This window comes from Arthrobacter sp. STN4, from assembly GCF_024539665.1.
Classification (GTDB): Bacteria; Actinomycetota; Actinomycetes; order Actinomycetales; family Micrococcaceae; genus Specibacter.
The window spans coordinates 205125-222155 of the sequence record NZ_JAKZGX010000003.1 but is presented as its reverse complement, the minus strand read 5'-3'; the positions used below and the strand labels follow the sequence as shown (position 1 = coordinate 222155).

Annotated in this window: 13 protein-coding genes and 1 tRNA gene; 9 read left to right on the top strand and 5 right to left on the bottom strand. The window is 68.8% G+C overall.

Translation table 11 applies throughout. The features are described 5' to 3' along the window. Positions 1-34: 34 nt before the first annotated feature. From MMF96_RS04465 to MMF96_RS04455, 3 genes are all read right to left on the bottom strand, one after another. Positions 35-667 carry a bifunctional 2-polyprenyl-6-hydroxyphenol methylase/3-demethylubiquinol 3-O-methyltransferase UbiG gene (locus MMF96_RS04465; RefSeq protein WP_176616793.1) on the bottom strand — a complete coding sequence of 211 codons (633 nt, stop codon included), beginning with the start codon at positions 665-667 and terminating at the stop codon, positions 35-37. Between the two features lie 67 nt (positions 668-734). Next, positions 735-1187: a carboxymuconolactone decarboxylase family protein gene (locus MMF96_RS04460; RefSeq protein ID WP_256882672.1), complete on the bottom strand. Its 453-nt coding sequence runs from the start codon at positions 1185-1187 to the stop codon at positions 735-737. 227 nt (positions 1188-1414) lie between these two features. After that, positions 1415-1490: transfer RNA gene (locus MMF96_RS04455), tRNA-Arg, on the bottom strand. Positions 1491-1689: 199 nt separating this feature from the next. On the opposite strand from MMF96_RS04455, the gene MMF96_RS04450 reads away from it, so the two are divergent. Further along, entirely contained in the window at positions 1690-2952 is a 1263-nt protein-coding gene (locus MMF96_RS04450; RefSeq protein WP_256882671.1) for a CynX/NimT family MFS transporter, read from the top strand. A gap of 16 nt (positions 2953-2968) precedes the next feature. Here the strand turns inward: MMF96_RS04450 and MMF96_RS04445 are convergent, their stop codons facing one another. Continuing rightward, the gene (locus MMF96_RS04445; protein ID WP_256882670.1) at positions 2969-4621 is read right to left on the bottom strand and encodes a thiamine pyrophosphate-binding protein; all 1653 of its coding nucleotides are present in this window, start codon (positions 4619-4621) and stop codon (positions 2969-2971) included. Positions 4622-4794: 173 nt separating this feature from the next. Continuing rightward, on the bottom strand, positions 4795-5265 hold the full coding sequence (locus MMF96_RS04440; protein WP_176616797.1) for an Lrp/AsnC family transcriptional regulator: 471 nt from the start codon (positions 5263-5265) through the stop codon (positions 4795-4797). 88 nt (positions 5266-5353) lie between these two features. On the opposite strand from MMF96_RS04440, the gene argS reads away from it, so the two are divergent. The 8 genes from argS (at position 5354) to prmC (ending at position 16984) form a co-directional block, all read left to right on the top strand. Continuing rightward, complete coding sequence (gene argS, locus MMF96_RS04435) at positions 5354-7006, top strand: arginine--tRNA ligase (RefSeq protein ID WP_176616798.1); 1653 nt, start codon at positions 5354-5356, stop codon at positions 7004-7006. Positions 7007-7010: 4 nt separating this feature from the next. Then, the gene (gene lysA, locus MMF96_RS04430) at positions 7011-8462 is read left to right on the top strand and encodes a diaminopimelate decarboxylase (protein WP_256882669.1); all 1452 of its coding nucleotides are present in this window, start codon (positions 7011-7013) and stop codon (positions 8460-8462) included. 24 nt (positions 8463-8486) lie between these two features. Continuing rightward, positions 8487-9863, top strand: a complete 1377-nt coding sequence (locus tag MMF96_RS04425; protein ID WP_256882697.1) for a homoserine dehydrogenase — start codon at positions 8487-8489, stop codon at positions 9861-9863. Further along, on the top strand, positions 9863-10966 hold the full coding sequence (gene thrC, locus MMF96_RS04420; protein ID WP_176616800.1) for a threonine synthase: 1104 nt from the start codon (positions 9863-9865) through the stop codon (positions 10964-10966). Before MMF96_RS04425 ends, thrC begins: the two co-directional genes overlap by 1 nt. 44 nt (positions 10967-11010) lie before the next feature. After that, positions 11011-11991 carry a homoserine kinase gene (gene thrB / locus MMF96_RS04415; RefSeq protein ID WP_256882668.1) on the top strand — a complete coding sequence of 327 codons (981 nt, stop codon included), beginning with the start codon at positions 11011-11013 and terminating at the stop codon, positions 11989-11991. 288 nt (positions 11992-12279) lie between these two features. After that, complete coding sequence (gene rho / locus MMF96_RS04410) at positions 12280-14469, top strand: transcription termination factor Rho (protein WP_375141399.1); 2190 nt, start codon at positions 12280-12282, stop codon at positions 14467-14469. Positions 14470-14985: 516 nt separating this feature from the next. Further along, positions 14986-16059, top strand: coding sequence for a peptide chain release factor 1 (gene prfA / locus MMF96_RS04405; protein ID WP_176616802.1), 1074 nt, complete (start codon positions 14986-14988; stop codon positions 16057-16059). After that, positions 16052-16984 carry a peptide chain release factor N(5)-glutamine methyltransferase gene (gene prmC, locus MMF96_RS04400; protein WP_375141398.1) on the top strand — a complete coding sequence of 311 codons (933 nt, stop codon included), beginning with the start codon at positions 16052-16054 and terminating at the stop codon, positions 16982-16984. The genes prfA and prmC overlap by 8 nt, the downstream gene beginning before the upstream one ends. The last annotated feature ends 47 nt before the right edge of the window (positions 16985-17031 follow it).

Genomic DNA, 17031 nt, shown 5'->3' with positions numbered 1-17031 from the left:
GGGGCGGCGAAGTTGCTCGGAGATGGACGCGAGGCTACACGTCCGCGCGGCGGCTGGCGCGCACCACCTCGTCGTGGACCGCGACGGGCCCGCCGCCGTGGCCCTCGGATTGGCGCGGGCGGGACTCGGCCACCAGGACCTGCCACAACCCCGGATCCAGTGCCGAGACCACCTCGCCGGCGTCGAAAAGCACTTCCGCCCGGTGCGGGCGGCGCGCGCCGGAATCCATGTCCGACGGCGCGTGCCCCACCACCAGCAGCGTGCCACCCGGCGCGACGGCGGCAGCCAGCCGGGCAAACAGGGGCCCGCGATCCGCGCGGGGCAGCTGCATGAACTGGGCAGACACGAGGTCGAAGGCCCCCTCAGGGGGAGTCCACGCGAGCAGGTCCAGCTGCCGCCACGCGAGCGAGCCGGGCAGTTCCAGCCCGGCCGCGTGCCCGGCAGCCCGTTCCAACGCAACACTGGAAATGTCGACGCCGGTCACCTGCCACCCGCGCCCGGCCAGCCAGACGGCATCGGCGCCCTCCCCGCAGCCCACGTCCAGCGCAGTCCCGGCTGGCAGTGCAGACACCTCGGCAACCAGCTGCGGGTTCGGGTTCCCGCTCCAAATGTGCCCGTGGCTGCCGTACCGGTCATTCCAGTACGCCTCGTCAAATTGCCGAATCAAAGGCTTCTCCTCAAGCTAGCGCGGTGCCCTAAATAACCCGGTGCCCTAAATAGCCCGATGCCCTGGGTCAGGGAAGCTCGGGCAACGCCTGGTGGGTGCTGACGGCCAGCCGGTTCCAGACGTTGATGGCGGAGATTGCCATCAGCAGCTCCGTGACCTCGGTGTCGGTGAAGGCGGCCTTGACGCCCGCCCAGATGGCGTCGGAAACCCCGCCCTTGCTGATCAATGTCACGGCCTCGGTCAGTGCCAGCGCGGCCTGTTCGCGGTCCGAGTACAGGCCCGGGGCCTCGTGCCAGCCTGCGAGCACGTCCAGGCGGCGGTTGTCGACGCCTGCGGCCCGGGCCTCACGGCCATGCATGTCCAGGCAGAACGCGCAGCTGTTGAGCTGTGAGGCACGGATCTTGACCAGCGCCAGCAGGTCCTCGCCGAGGGTGCCGGAGTGGATGTACTTTTCCATGGCGTACATGGGCTGGTAGGCCTTGGGATCGATTTCGTTGATGTTCAATCGCTGCGTGGACATGTACCCTGCTTCCTTCGTGACTGCTGTCTCATCTGGTTTCGGCACTTGGGGCCGTCCTTCCCAGCTTCCACCCCGCCCCGGGGTTCCGCAAGCCGGGCAGGAAGGCACTGGCACGGTTGGCCACGCCCGGTTCTCCAGCCTCGGGCCCGCCGCTGCCGTCCCAGCGACGGCAACAAAAAATCCGGGGCCCGCACACAGCTGTTTGGCTGCGTGCGGACCCCGGACGGTGGTGCCCTCGATAGGATTCGAACCTACGGCCTGTTGCTCCGGAGGCAACCGCTCTATCCCCTGAGCTACGAGGGCGCGGCAACCGTGGCTGCCGAAGGGAACGAGAAAGAGCTTAGCAGGTGCCGGGCGCTGAATCGAACGCCGTGCCCGCGCGCCGTCCGCCGCCTCCATGGCGGCCGCCTGTCGACGGCCCCGGGCGGGTCCCGCGTCCAGCCACTGGAACCGCCTGCGCCGCCGCCGGCCGGGCCGGTAACATTGGGGCAATGGTGAATACATGGTGAGGAATGTCCCGCGTTCCCTGTGGTTGTTTGCGGCGGGCATCATCCTTACCGCGTTGACGCTGCGCGGGGCCGTGACGGTGGTCCCGCCCCTGATTTCCACCATCACGCACGACCTCCCGATGGGCACCGCCACGATCGGCGTCCTGGGCCTGCTCCCCACGGCGGCGTTTGGCCTCTTCGGCTTCTTCACCCCGTACGTGATCCGCTGGGCGTCGCTGGAACGGCTCATCGTGCTTTCGATCGTTGCCGGAATCGTCGGCCAGATCGCGCGGGTCTTTGCCCCCAACACCTTCCTGTTCCTGGTTTTTTCCGTCGTCGCCTTCGGCGGCCTCGGCGCCGGCAACGTCCTCCTGCCGCCCCTGGTGAAGAAGCACTTCCCCGGCAGGGTCGGCTTGATGACGGCCCTCTACGTGACCTCCATTTCACTCGGCACCGCCCTTCCCGCCCAGATCTCGGTGCCCCTGGCCGACGCCGCCGGTTGGCAGTTTTCCCTCTCCTCCTGGGCCGTGGTCAGCATGATCGCCGTGGTCCCGTGGCTGCTGGCCGCGATTCCCACCCGCACGACGCCGGCACCCGGCACGGCGCCCGGCCCACCGGGCGCCGTGGCCCCGCCGGCAGCGGTGCGGTTGGCGGTCCCTACGCGCCCCTCACCTGACGCGGCCGGCCCGAGGATGAAGCTGTCGCGTTCGCCCACAGCCTGGGGGCTGACGTTCATGTTCGGCTGCACCTCGCTGAACACGTATGCGCTGTTCGCCTGGCTGCCGGAAATCCTGACGGAGGCCGGTCTGGACCGAGGCCACGCCGGTTCCATGCTCGCGTTGTTTGCCGCGCTCGGCCTGCCCATGAGCCTGGGCATACCGCTGGTCGCCGCCCGGATGCGCAACCCATTCCCGCTGGTGCTGGCCATGCTGGGCTGCTTCGTGGCCGGCTACCTGGGGCTGCTGCTCGCCCCGGCGAACGGCACCTGGCTGTGGGTGTCGCTGGCGGGGCTGGGCCCGGGCACGTTCCCGCTGGCGCTGCTGCTGATCAACCACCGCACCCGCACACAGCACGGCGCCGGCGCGCTGTCCGGTTTCGGCCAGGGCATGGGCTACGGGCTGGCCTGTGTGGGCCCGCTCTTCTTCGGGCTGCTGAGGCAGTGGACCGGCTCCTGGACGGGGCCCTTCGTGTTCCTCTTCGCCACACTGGTCCTCCTGGGCGCCGGCGCCTTCATCATTTGCCGGCCCAGGATGCTGGAGGACGACTTCGCCAGGTGACTGCCGGCCCTGCCCCTCAGCCGGCCCGGGCGGCGAGGATGGGCGCCATGCTTTCGCGCATGTAGTCGGCCACGACGTTTTGGGAGACGGCCACGTCCAGGACGAACAGGCCGCGGGCGCCGGCGTCGAGCCACTCCCGGAGACGGCCGATGTCCGCCAGGGAGCGCATCTTGGTGCCGTGGGCGCCGAAGGCCCCGGCCAGCGCGGCGAAGTCCACTTCCTCGATCTGCATGGCGGTGTCGTCCAGGCCGCGCACCGCATACTGGTGCAGTTCGGCGCCGTAGGCCGCGTCGTTGAACACCACCATGACACCGCTGGCAATGGTCCGCACGGCCGTGTCGAGGTCGGCCAGGCCCATGAGCGCGCCCCCGTCCCCCGAGACCAGGACGGTAAGCCGCTCCGGGCGGGCGGCTGCCGCGCCGACGGCGGACGGCAGTCCCAGCCCGATGGTTTGGAACGCCGTGCCCACCATCATCAATGCCTGCGGGTCCGGGACCGCGCAGTACATGGGCGCCCAGCCGATGAAGTGCCCGCCGTCCTGGACGATCGTACGCTCCTCTGGCAGCACGGCGTCGAGCAGCGTGGCCACCGCCCGCGGGTTGAGCCGGCCGTCCGGGGCGAATTCCCCGGCGGGCGGTTCGGCGAACAGGGAGCGGTCGGCCACCTCCGGGAAGCCGTCCCGCCAGCCGTGCCCGGACAGCCGGGGCAGGGCATCCAGCAGCGCGGCGGCCAATGCGGCCGCGTCCGCGTGGACAAACTCGGTGGCAGCGGGGGCGGCTGCTTCGGGGCGGTCGTCGACCTGGATGACGGTGGCGCCGTCGGCGAACAAGGTGCCGTAGCGGGTCTGGAAGGTGTTCAGGCCCGCCCCGACCACCAGCACCACGTCGGCGCGGCGCATGATGTCGGCCGCCGGAACGCCGGCAAAGCCGCCGGCGATGCCCAGGTCCCAGGGGGAGCCGAAGAGGTTGCGGGCCATGGCGGATGTTGCAAAGAATGCCCCCAAACCGTCGCCCAGGCGGCGCAGGGCCCGGCCGGCCGCGGCCTCCACGGCGCCGCGTCCGCCGATGATCAGGGGCCTTTCGGCGCCGGACAGCTGCCGGGCAATCCGGTGCGAGGCGGCACCGTCCACGGCAGGGGGAACCCGCTGTTCCACCGGGGCGGGCGCCTGCTGGGGGCCGGCGTCGAGCGCCGCGATGTCATAGGGGATGGCCAGCACCACGGGGCGGCTGTCGCGGACGGCCAGCGCCCAGGCCCGTTCGGTGGCCGACGCGGCGGTTTCGCAGGTCACCGCCAGCGTTTCAACTCCGAGCCCGGCGGCCACCATGTCCTGGTTGACGTCCCACGGCCGCGCGCCCCCGGCGGGGACGCCGCCGGCAACCAGCACCAGGGGAATGCGGGCCTTGGCGGCCTCGGCCAGCGGGGTCAGTGCGTTGGTGAAGCCGGCCCCGTACGTGACGGACGCGACGGCCACCCTGCCCGAGGCGCGGTAGTAGGCGTCGGCCATGGCAACCGTGCCGGCCTCGTGGCGGGCGCTGATGTAGCGCATCCCGCGGCGGGTGACATTGCTGGTGAAAAAGGCGTTGCCGTTGCCCATGAGCCCAAATACGGTGTCGGCATGCCGGGCGCAAACATCGGCAACAAGGTCGGATACGGTGGGCTGCTCGGTCACTGGAGGCTCAAATCTTCTCGGGCGGGCCGCGTGGCACGCACAACGGATGTGGTGCACCCAACAGTGGAACGCCCCGGCCCGGCACGCAAGCGTCGGCGAAACCACCAGCCAGCCTGTACAGATTGGGGTATCGATCGCCCGGTAAACCATACAATTTGTATGGGCTCGGCGGGTCAGGACTCCGCGGCCGCCTTCAACAGGGGCAGGTGCCGGTTTTCAATGTGGCTCTCCAGCGCAATCACGCTTGAGGTGCGGGCGACGCCTGGTGCCTGCGACAACGCATCCAGCACGCGCTGCAGGTCAGTGGTGGAGCGGCCCACGATCTTCACCAGCAGGTCGCTGGGACCGGACACCGTGTGCATCTCGAGGATTTCCGGAATCTGGCCGATGGCGTCAAAGACCACGCCGTGGCCCATGCCCTGGGCGATTTCGATGGAGCAAAACGCAATGATGGGAAAGCCGAAGGCCGCCGGGCTGAGGCGCGGAACAATCCCGGTGATGACACCGCCGGAGTGCAGCCGGTCCAGGCGGCCCTGCACCGTGGCCCGGGCCACCTTGAGCCGCCGCGAGCATTCAAGCACGCCGATCCCGGGCTCGTCCGTGAACATCTCGATGATGGCGGCATCCAGCCGGTCGACTTTCATGCCTCCATTATCGCGGCCCCCGTCGGCGCCGGTGCCACACTGTGGGCGGATTGGGGGAGCGCGGCGCGGGAACCGTACACTTGGAACCGTGACTCCTGAAGAACTTTCCGCCGCCATTACCTCCTGCCTTAAAGACGCCGTCGACGCCGGTGAACTCACCGTTCCGGCGGACGCGCTGCCCAGGGAAGTCCGCGTGGAGCGGCCCAAGAGCCGCGAGCACGGTGATTGGGCCACGAGCATCGCGCTGCAGCTGGCCAAGCCGGCCGGTGTCCCACCGCGCAAGATCGCGGAGGTCCTTCAAGGCCGCCTGGCCGCCATCCCCGGCGTTTCCAAGGTGGACATCGCCGGACCGGGCTTCCTGAACGTCACTGTCGATGCCGCGGCCGCCGGCGGGCTGGCGAAGGCGATTGTGGAGGCCGGCGCAAGCTACGGCACCAACACCGGCATGGCCGGCACCCGGATCAACCTGGAGTTCGTCTCCGCCAACCCCACCGGTCCCATCCACCTCGGCGGCACCCGCTGGGCCGCCGTCGGCGACTCCCTGGCCCGCATCTTCCAGTCGCAGGGCGCCGACGTCACGCGCGAGTACTACTTCAACGACCACGGCAACCAGATCGACAGGTTTGCCCGCTCCCTGCTGGCCAGCGCCAAGGGCGAGCCCGCGCCGGAGGACGGCTACGGCGGGGCCTACATCGAGGACATCGCCAAGGAGGTCATGTCGAACACCCCGGACATCCTCAGCTGCGCGGACCCGCAGGAGGAATTCCGGGCCCAGGGCGTGGAGCTCATGTTTGCCTCCATCCGCGCATCGCTGCACGAATTCGGTGTCGACTTTGACGTCTACTTCCACGAAAACTCGCTGTTCGAGGACGGCGCCGTGGAAAAGCTGCTGGAGCAGCTCAAGGCCTCCGGCAACCTGTACGCCAAGGACGGCGCCTGGTGGCTGAACTCCACCGGGTTCGGCGACGACAAGGACCGCGTCGTCATCAAGTCCGACGGCCACGCCGCCTACATCGCCGGGGACATCGCCTACTTCAAGGACAAGCGCGACCGCGGCTTTGACCTGTGCATCTACATGCTCGGCGCCGACCACCACGGCTACGTGGCAAGGCTCAAGGCCGCCGCGGCAGCCATGGGCGACGACGCCAACCGGGTCGAGGTGCTCATCGGCCAGATGGTCAACCTGGTCAAGGACGGTGTCCCGCTGCGCATGTCCAAGCGCGCCGGCACCGTGGTCACGATGGAGGACCTGGTGGACATCGTGGGCACGGATGCGGCCCGCTATTCGCTGGCCCGCTTCTCCAGCGATTCCAACATCGACATCGACCTGGACGTGCTGACCAAGAAGTCCAACGAAAACCCGGTGTTCTACGTCCAGTACGCCCACGCCCGCACGTGCGCCGTGGGCCGCAATGCCGCAGCCGCCGGCGTCGAACGCACTGCCTTTGACGCTGCGGCCTTGAGCCATCCCACCGAGTCGGAGCTGCTCGCCGTCCTGGGCCAGTACCCGGGCGTGCTGACGCAGGCCGCCGCTTTCCGCGAGCCGCACCGCGTGGCCCGCCACCTGGAGGTCATCGCCGGCGCCTACCACCGCTGGTACGACGCCTGCCGGGTCACCCCCATGGGCGACGACGCCGTGACGGACGTGAACCGCACCCGCCTGTGGCTCAACGACGCCGTGGGCCAGGTCCTGGCCAACGGGCTGTCCCTGCTGGGCGTCTCCGCCCCGGAACGGATGTAGGAACATGGCCCAGACCCAAATTGCCGGAGCGGAGCTGGCGCCCGCCTGGCTGCCCGCCCCCGGGGACCTGAACGAGCTGGTGCCCGCCATGTGGGCGGACGATGTCGAACGCGCCGGACACGGCGAACTCACCATCAGCGGTGTGCCCGTGGGCGCGCTCAAGGAGCAGTTCGGCACCCCGCTGTTCGTCATGAGCGAGGGCGACTTCCGCCACCGCGCCCGCACGTTCAAGGACGCCTTTGATGCGGCCTTTGCGGACATTTGCGGCGGCGTGGACGTCTATTACGCGGGGAAGTCCTTCCTGTGCACCGAGGTGGCACGCTGGGTGGAGTCCGAGGGGCTGCGCCTGGACACCTGCTCCGGCGGCGAACTGGCCGTGGCAACGCGCGCCGGGCTGCGCGGGGACAAGCTGGGGCTGCACGGCAACAACAAGTCCAACGCGGAAATCAACCGGGCCCTGGAGCTGGGGCTGGGCCGGATCGTGGTGGACAGCCTGCACGAGCTGCACCGCGTTGCAGGGCTCGCCGCCGCGAAAGGCGGCACCGCCAACGTGATGCTGCGGGTGACCCCCGGCGTGCACGCCCACACCCACGAATCCATCGCCACGGCCCACGAGGACCAAAAGTTTGGGCTGTCCCTCATCTCCGAGGACCCGGACGCGCCCGGCCTGCCCGCCGCGGAAGCCGCCGCCAAGCTGGCCGTGGAAGCGGAAAGCATCAACTTCCTGGGCTTCCATGCCCACATCGGTTCACAGATCTTTGAGGCCGAGGGCTTTGAGATCGCAGCGCGCCGCCTGCTGGCGTTCACGCACCGGATCCAGCAGACGTACGGCGTCACGCTCCCCGAACTTGACCTGGGCGGCGGCTACGGCATCGCCTACACCGCCGTGGACACCCCGCGCCCGGCGGCCGAAATCGCCCGGGCGATGGCCGCCGTCGTACGGGCGACGTGCGCGGAACTGGACATGGCCGCGCCCCGGATCTCCATTGAGCCCGGCCGCGCGATCGTGGGCACCTCCACGTTCACGCTGTATGAGACGGGCACGCTGAAAACCGTGCAGGTCGAGGTCGACGGCACGGACGGTGTGACGGCCCCGCGTCGTTATGTGTCGGTGGACGGCGGCATGAGCGACAACGCCCGCCCGGTGCTCTATGACGCGGATTATTCGGCCGTCGTGGCCGGCCGGGCCTCGCAGGCGGCGCCCGCGCTGTCCCGAGTGGTGGGCAAACATTGCGAGAGCGGCGACATTGTTGTTAGAGATGTATATCTGCCCAATGACGTGGCGGCCGGGGATTTGCTTGCCGTTCCCGGAACGGGCGCGTACTGCTGGGCACTGGCCAGCAACTACAACTACGTGCCCCGGCCGCCCGTTGTGGCCGTCAAGGACGGCGCCGCACGCTTGATTGTGCGGGGCGAAACAGAAGACGATTTGCTGGCACGCGATTTAGGGGCCTAGAAACCATTGACCGAGCGCAACACCATGGACGCGGCCGTATTTTCACCGCCGGCGTCCGCTGAGACTAAAACCTTGAAGGTGGCCCTCCTGGGTGCCGGAAACGTGGGTGCCCAGGTGGCCCGCATCCTGCTGGAGGACGCTGACGCCCTGGCCGCCCGCACCGGGGCCCGGCTGGAACTGTCGGGCATCGCGGTGCGCAACATTGACGCCCCCCGCGACGTGGATCTGCCCCGGGAGCTGTTCACCACGGACGCCTCCACACTGGTGCGCGGCGCCGACGTCGTCATTGAGCTGATGGGCGGCCTGGAACCGGCCCGCACCCTGATCCTGGAGGCCATTGAACACGGCGCCACCGTGGTCACCGGCAACAAGGCGCTGCTGGCCGTGGACGGGCCCAGCCTGTACGAGAAGGCCGACGCAGCCGGACTGGAACTCTCCTACGAGGCCGCCGTGGCAGGGGCCATCCCGATCCTGCGCCCCATCCGGGATTCGCTCGCCGGGGACAAGATCACCCGCGTCATGGGCATTGTCAACGGCACCACGAACTTCATCCTGGACCAGATGGACACCACGGGCGCCTCCTTCGAGGACGCGCTGGCCGAGGCCACCCGTCTGGGCTATGCGGAGGCCGACCCGACGGCGGACATCGAGGGACACGACGCCGCCGCCAAGGGTGCCATCCTGGCCTCCCTGTCCTTCCACACGCGCTTCAGCCTGGAGGACGTCCACTGCCAGGGCATCACGCAGGTGACGGCGGCGGACATCGCCGCGGCCAAGGACGCCGGCTTTGTCATCAAGCTGCTCGCCATCGCACAGAAGCTGCCCGTGCCGGCCGGGAATGACAACGGGGGCGCCCAGGCGGGCGTCAGCGTCCGCGTGCACCCCACGCTCCTGCCGCGCGACCATCCCCTGGCCGCCGTCCACGGTGCGTTCAACGCGGTGTTCATCGAGGCCGAGTCCGCCGGGGAGCTCATGTTCTACGGCCAGGGCGCCGGGGGCACCCCCACGGCGTCGGCCGTGCTCGGCGACGTGGTTTCCGCTGCCCGCCGGCTGGTGCTGGGCGGGCCGGGACGGACCGAAACCACCACCGGCGTGCTGCCGGTGCTGGGCATTGAGGCCGTCACCACCCAGTACTACATCGGCCTGGACGCGGCGGACCAGCCCGGCGTGCTGGCCAAGATTTCCGCGCTCTTTGCCGAGCACGGCGTCTCCATTGAGGCGATGCGCCAGACGGTGCACCGGGAACGTGGTCCGCACGACGACGGCGCTCCCGGCTCGGCCGAGCTGCGCATCGTCACGCACCGCGCCAGCGAGGCTGCCCTGGCAGCAACCGTCCAGGCCATCAAGGGCCTGGACATCATAAATTCAGTTACGAGTGTCTTGAGGGTGGAGGGAGTCTAATGGCTCACCAGTGGCGCGGGGTAGTCCGCGAATATGCAGAACGCCTGCCGGTAACGGCGGAAACCAAGGTCATCACGCTGGGCGAGGGCGGCACGCCCCTGGTGTACGCCCAGAAGCTTTCCGAGCTCACCGGCTCGAAGGTGTACCTGAAGGTGGAGGGCATGAACCCCACCGGCTCCTTCAAGGACCGCGGCATGACCATGGCCATGACGGCGGCAGTCGCCGCCGGGGCCAAGGCCGTGGTGTGCGCCTCCACCGGCAACACCTCCGCCTCCGCCGCCGCGTATGCCAAGCAGGCCGGGCTCACCTGCGCCGTGCTGGTGCCCGAAGGCAAAATCTCCATGGGCAAGCTCAGCCAGGCCGTGGCCCACGGCGCCACCATCCTGCAGGTGGACGGCAACTTCGACAACTGCCTGGACGTGGCGCGCAAGCTGGCCGACTCCTACCCGGTGTTCCTGGTCAACTCCGTCAACCCGGCCCGTATCGAGGGCCAGAAGACCGGCGCCTTTGAAGTCGTCGACTCCCTCGGCGACGCCCCGGACTACCATGTGCTGCCCGTCGGCAACGCCGGCAACATCAGCGCCTACTGGCGCGGCTACAAGGAATACTCGGCCCCCTACGAGTCGGCCGCCGCCGGCACGCTCCCCGCCGTGTCCACGCACACCCCCATCATGTGGGGCTTCCAGGCCGCCGGCGCCGCCCCGTTCGTGGCCGGCCACCCCATCACGGAGCCGGACACCATCGCCACGGCCATCCGCATCGGCAACCCGGCGTCCTGGGACCTGGCCATCGCCGCCCGCGATGAGTCCGGCGGCCTGATCGACTCGGTCACCGACGAGGAAATCCTCGCCGCCCACCGCTGGCTCTCCGCCAAGGAAGGCGTGTTCGTGGAGCCCGCGTCCGCAGCGGGCGTCGCGGGCCTCATCAAGAAGCATGCCGCCGGGGAAGTCCCCGCGGGCAAGACGATTGTCATCACGGTCACGGGCCACGGCCTGAAGGACCCCGACTGGGCCCTGAAGAACGTTGACGGCAGCGCCGTTGAGCCCACCCGGGTGGAGTACGACGTCGTCACCGTCGCCAAAGCCCTCGGCCTCGCCGACTAGTCCCGCCCGCCGAGACGTCCTTGACCACCATGACAGGCACCGCCATGACACTCACGCCCTCCGCCGCCACGGCACTTGCCCCGGGCTTCACCGCCACGGTGCAGGTGCCTGGCACCAGCGCCAACCTCGGCCCCGGATTCGACTCCCTGGGCCTGGCTGTTTCCCTGTACGACACCCTGGAGGTCACCACCCTGGCGGAGGACGTCCTGGAATTTGACCTGCACGGGGAGGGCGTGGACGAACTGCCCCGGGACGCGGGCCACCTGGTGGTCAAGGCCATGGACCTGGCCCTGGCCCGCCTGGGGTACCGCCGCGGCGGCTTGAGGATTTGTGCCCACAACGTGCTGCCGCACGGGCGCGGGTTGGGCTCCTCGGCTTCGGCCATTGTGGCCGCCATCGCCGCCGCCAACGCCCTGGTGGCACCGGCCGACCGGCAGGACCGGCAGTGGGTGCTGCAGCTGGCTTCGGAAATGGAGGGGCACCCGGACAACGTTGCACCGGCCATCTTCGGTGCCGTCGCCATCTCCTGGCAGGCGGACGGGGAATACGCCACCACGCGGCTCACGCCGTCGGACGCAGTGGTCCCGGTGGTGGCAATTCCCAACTTTGAGGTCAAGACCGAGCTGGCCCGCGGGCTCCTGCCGGCCACGGTGCCGCACGCCGACGCCGCCGCCAACTCGGGCCGTGCGGCGCTGCTGATGCATGCGCTCAAGGACGCGCCGGAACTGCTGGCCGCCGGCACCCGCGACTACCTGCACCAGGGCTACCGTGCCGCCGCCATGCCGGAAAGCGCGGAGCTCGTCACGGCACTGCGTTCGGCGGGGCACGCCGCGTTCATTTCCGGGGCCGGGCCCACCGTCATGACGTTGGCAAACGGTGGGGCCGAGGCCGACGCAGTGGTGGAATTCATCCGCAGGCGCAATCCGGCGGCCACGGATTTGGCAACCGGCGGCGTGTCGTGGCGCGTGCTGCGGCTGGCCGTTGACCTTGAAGGTGCTAAAGTGGAAGTGCATCCGGGTTCATAAGCGGCCCAAGATTGATGCCACCCCTTCACCGTGACGTTCCATCTGGGCCGGCCGGTAGATCGAATCAACAATTGGCAGCCGCCTCGTTTATTCACGAATTGGTCTTTTTACAGGTTGATTCAGGGGTGAACACCCCCAATCCCGCACTTCCAAAAGATTTCGCAAGTGCGAATTGGAACCTCAGCTGTTTTTCTTAGCCCCGGCCTGTGCGGCAGCGGCAGGACGGCTGACACTAATCATCGCGGCCCCGCTCCAAGGGGCTCGCTTTTCGAGGGGGAAGGATCCTTCGTGACAGAAACCATGACTCCAGCTGCCGTCAACCAGGCAGCTGAGTTGGACGACACCGCCAAATCCACAGCAACGGCCAAGCCGGCCGGCCTGGCGGGCCTGAAGCTGGCCCAGCTGCAGGCACTCGCCGGCCAGCTCGGCATTACCGGCGGGTCCCGGATGCGCAAGGGAGACCTGGTTGCCGCCATTTCGGCCCACCAGCGCGGTTCGTCCGTGGCTGACCGCCCGGTGCGCACGGCCAAGGACGACGGCGCAGCCGCCGCACCCGCCAAGCGGGCACCCCGCAGCAGCAAGGACAGCTCCGCTGCCGCTGCCGAAGCTCCCGCAGCCCCGGCCGAGTCCGCCCCGGAAGAGCGCCCGGCCCGCGGCCGCCGCAGCCGCCGGGCAGCCAGCAGCGACGGCATCATCACCACCGGTGACGCCACAGTGCAGACCGCCGCCGTGGAAGCCCCGGCGGCCCCCGCCGCGGAAGGCGCGCACGGCGACCAGGCACAGGCAGCCGAACAGGGCGCCGACGGCGAGGCCCGCCGCCAGCCCCGCACCCGCAACCGCCGCGCACAAGGCGGCGGACGCGACGCGGCCACCCCACAGGACGCCTCCGCGGAACCGAAGACGGAAACGGCTGCACCCCAGGCCGACGCCGGCCAGGGCGCGCAGCACCAAGGCGAGCACGCTGCTGCCGGCGAGAACGGCGAGGGTTCCGAGCGTCACGAGAAGAACGACCGCAACAACCGCCGCAACCAGCGCAACCAGCGCAACAACGACCGCCAGGGCACCGGCCAGCCGTCCACTGAGCGTTCGTCCAACACTGAGCGTTCCTCCAACGGCGGCAACGATGACGAAGACGGATCGCGCAACAACCGCAACCGCCGCAACCGCCGCGACCGCAACGATTCCTCCGACCGCAACGACCGGGGCGGAAACAGCCGCAACGACCGCAACGACCGCTTCCGCGACCGCAACGAGCGCCGCCGCGGACGCAACGCCGGTCCGGACTTTGACGACACCGAGGTGACCGAGGACGACGTGCTGCTGCCCGTGGCCGGCATCCTGGACATCCTGGACAACTACGCCTTTGTCCGGACCTCCGGCTACCTGCCCGGCTCCAACGACGTCTACGTCTCCCTCTCGCAGGTGAAGAAGTACAACCTGCGCAAGGGCGACGCCGTCGTCGGCGCCATCCGCGCCCCCCGTGACGGCGAGGACCGCAGCCAGGGCCAGAGCGCCCGCCAGAAGTTCAACGCCCTGGTGCGCGTCACCAGCGTCAACGGCAAGAACCCGGACGAGCTCAAGGACCGCGTTGAATTTGCCAAGCTGGTCCCGCTGTACCCGTCCGAGCGCCTGCGCCTGGAGACGGACCCCAAGAAGATCGGCCCGCGCGTCATTGACCTGGTGGCCCCGATCGGCAAGGGCCAGCGCGGCCTGATCGTCTCCCCGCCCAAGGCTGGAAAGACGCTGATCCTGCAGTCGATCGCGAACGCCATCACCACCAACAACCCTGAGGTCCACCTCATGATGGTGCTGGTTGACGAACGCCCAGAAGAAGTCACCGACATGCAGCGCACCGTCAAGGGTGAGGTCATCGCCTCCACCTTCGACCGCCCCGCAGACGACCACACGCAGGTGGCTGAACTCTCCATCGAGCGTGCCAAGCGCCTCGTGGAGATGGGCATGGATGTGGTGGTCCTGTTGGATTCCATGACCCGCCTGGGCCGTGCCTACAACAACTCCGCACCGTCCTCCGGACGCATCCTCTCCGGTGGTGTGGATTCCGCTGCGCTGTACCCGCCGAAGCGCTTCTTCGGTGCGGCCCGCAACATCGAAAACGGCGGCTCGCTGACCATCCTGGCAACGGCCCTGGTGGAAACCGGGTCCAAGGCCGACGAGGTCATCTTCGAAGAGTTCAAGGGCACGGGCAACATGGAACTGCGCCTGTCGCGCCAGCTGGCCGACAAGCGCATCTTCCCGGCTGTTGACGTCAACGCCTCGGGTACCCGACGCGAAGAAAACCTGCTCTCCCCGGAAGAGGTCAAGATCATGTGGCGCCTGCGCCGAGTCCTCTCCGGCCTGGAAATGCAGCAGTCGCTTGAACTGCTGACCTCCAAGATCCGTGAGACGCAGTCCAACGTCGAGTTCCTCATGCAGATCCAGAAGACCACCCTGGGATCCAAGGCCGAGCACGACAAGTAGCTGAGTACAAGGGGCGGGACCGGACATTCGTGTCCGGCCCGCCCCTTCGCGTTGCGCGGCCGTCAAGCCTGTCGGGACGCGGTGGTCGAGCCTGTCGAGAGCCTGGGCGCCGTGGTCCGGTCCGGCGGCGGAGCGGCATTCCCTCGGTCGCTATCCGACTGACGGCCGCGGGCGGCCTTACAGTCTCCTTTACGCGACCTACGGAAACAGCGCTCCACCACCTGCGCGGCAGGCCCACCAGCTGGCCCAAGGGCACTTCGTGTCCATGGGCCCAGCGCGCCGGGCGCCCGTCCGGACAATTCAGCAAGGGCGACGGAGAGGCCAAGGCGGGGGAGCCGATGTTTTTGTAGTCCGGCGTAAAGGAGACCCGAAGGCCGCCCGCGGCCGAAGGGGCGGATAGCCGGACGGGAAAACGTCGGGCCGCCGCCGGACCGGGCCACGGGGACCGGGCCACGGGCGGCCGGGTACGGACAGCAGAAGTAATTAGACTTGACTTACGTCGAGAGAGGTTTTGAAATGTTTGAATCCATCCACGGGCTGCTTGATGAGCATGCCGAACTGCAGCAGCGGCTCAGCGACCCCGCCGTCCATGCCGACCAGTCGCTGGCGCGCAGGTTGGGACGCCGGTACGCGGAGTTGAGCGGCGTGGTGGAGGGATACCACCAGGTGGAACAGCTCACCGGCGATCTTGAGGCGGCCAGGGAAATGGCGGCCGAAGACCCGGACTTTGCTGCCGAGGTGCCCGATCTTGAGAGCCAGCTCGCCTCAGCGCAGGAAAAGTTGCGCCGGCTGCTGATCCCGCGCGACCCCGACGATGCCCGGGACGTGATCCTGGAGGTCAAGGCCGGGGAGGGTGGCGACGAGGCCGCCCTGTTCGCGGCGGACCTGGTCCGGATGTACACGCGGTATGCGGATTCACGCGGGTGGAAGACGGAAGTCATCTCCTCCACGGAGTCCGACCTCGGCGGATACAAGGACATTTCCATTGCCGTCAAGGGCCGCTCCAATGATCCCGCCGAGGGCGTGTATGCACGCCTGAAGTTTGAAGGCGGCGTCCATCGCGTGCAGCGGGTGCCGGCCACGGAATCCCAGGGACGCATCCACACCTCTGCCGCCGGGGTCCTGGTGCTGCCGGAGGTCGATGAACCCGAAGAGGTGGACATCAACCAGAACGACCTCAAGATTGATGTTTACCGTTCTTCAGGCCCTGGCGGGCAGTCCGTGAACACCACCGACTCCGCAGTGCGCATCACGCACCTTCCCACGGGGATCGTGGTGGCCATGCAGAACGAGAAGTCGCAGCTGCAAAACCGCGAGGCCGGGATGCGCGTGCTCCGTGCGCGCATCCTGGCCCACCAGCAGGCCATCATCGACGCCGAGAACTCGGCCGTGCGCAAGTCGCAGATCCGCACCATGGACCGCTCTGAGCGCATCCGCACCTACAACTACCCGGAAAACCGGATCGCCGACCACCGCACCGGCTACAAGGCCTATAACCTGGACGCCGTCATGAACGGCGACCTTGAAGCCGTGGTGCAGTCGGCCATCGAGATGGATGAGCAGCACCGGCTGGACGCCCTGGGTGACTGACGGGGCCCATCGGGATTCCGCCCCGTCGGCCCGTGCCGCATCGCCGTCAGGTGCCGCGTCGCTGTCTGACGCCGTGAAGCGTGCGACGGCGGTCCTGGCGGCGGCCGGTGTGCCGTCACCGTCCGTGGACGCGCAGCTCCTGGCCGCGCACCTGCTTGGCGTGGGCCGCGGCGAACTGGCCGCCATGTTATTTGGCACAGCTGTGGCACCGGAGGGCTACGAGGCACTCGTGGCCCGGCGCGCCGCCCGCGAGCCGTTGCAGCACATCACCGGGACCGCCTATTTCCGCCACCTTGAACTGGCGGTGGGCAAGGGCGTCTTTGTGCCGCGGCCGGAGACGGAATCGGTGGTGCAGCTGGCCATCGACGTCTTAACACGACTGCGCCAGGAACGTGGCGTGGACGGCGCCTTGTCCGCCGTGGACCTTGGCACGGGGTCCGGGGCCATCGCCGCGTCGCTGGCCGGGGAGGTGCCCGGCTGCCGGGTGTACGCCGTCGAACTCAGCGACGAGGCGTATCCGTGGGCGGCAAGGAACCTGGCCGGGACCGGCGTCACGCTGGTTCACGGCGACCTGCGGGAGGCGTTCACCGAGCTGGACGGCACCGTGGACGTGGTGGTCTCCAACCCGCCCTACATTCCCGCCGGCGCCGTTCCCAGGGACCCGGAAGTGCAGCTCCACGACCCCCACATGGCGCTGTATGGAGGGGGAGCGGACGGCATGGAAATGCCCATGGCCGCCTCTTCCGCCGCCGCGCGCCTGCTGCGCCCTGGCGGGTACTTCGTCATGGAACACGCCGAAGTCCAGGCTGCGCAGATGGCGGAACTGCTGAAAGGCAGTGGCGCCTGGGAAGACATTGCAACGCACCCCGACCTGACGGGACGGGACCGGGCCACCAGCGCACGCCGCCCGGGGAGTGCCGGCTGAAGGAAGGGCCCATCGCCGTGGCCGGGGATGCGGCGTTCACGTACCGG

Coding starts and splice junctions, on each gene's coding strand:
- MMF96_RS04460 (WP_256882672.1), bottom strand. CDS start 1,187: ATGTCCACGCAGCGATTGAACATCAACGAAATCGATCCCAAGGCCTAC.
- MMF96_RS04450 (WP_256882671.1), top strand. CDS start 1,690: ATGGTGAGGAATGTCCCGCGTTCCCTGTGGTTGTTTGCGGCGGGCATC.
- MMF96_RS04440 (WP_176616797.1), bottom strand. CDS start 5,265: ATGAAAGTCGACCGGCTGGATGCCGCCATCATCGAGATGTTCACGGAC.
- lysA (WP_256882669.1), top strand. CDS start 7,011: ATGGCCCAGACCCAAATTGCCGGAGCGGAGCTGGCGCCCGCCTGGCTG.
- MMF96_RS04425 (WP_256882697.1), top strand. CDS start 8,487: ATGGACGCGGCCGTATTTTCACCGCCGGCGTCCGCTGAGACTAAAACC.
- thrC (WP_176616800.1), top strand. CDS start 9,863: ATGGCTCACCAGTGGCGCGGGGTAGTCCGCGAATATGCAGAACGCCTG.
- thrB (WP_256882668.1), top strand. CDS start 11,011: ATGACACTCACGCCCTCCGCCGCCACGGCACTTGCCCCGGGCTTCACC.
- prfA (WP_176616802.1), top strand. CDS start 14,986: ATGTTTGAATCCATCCACGGGCTGCTTGATGAGCATGCCGAACTGCAG.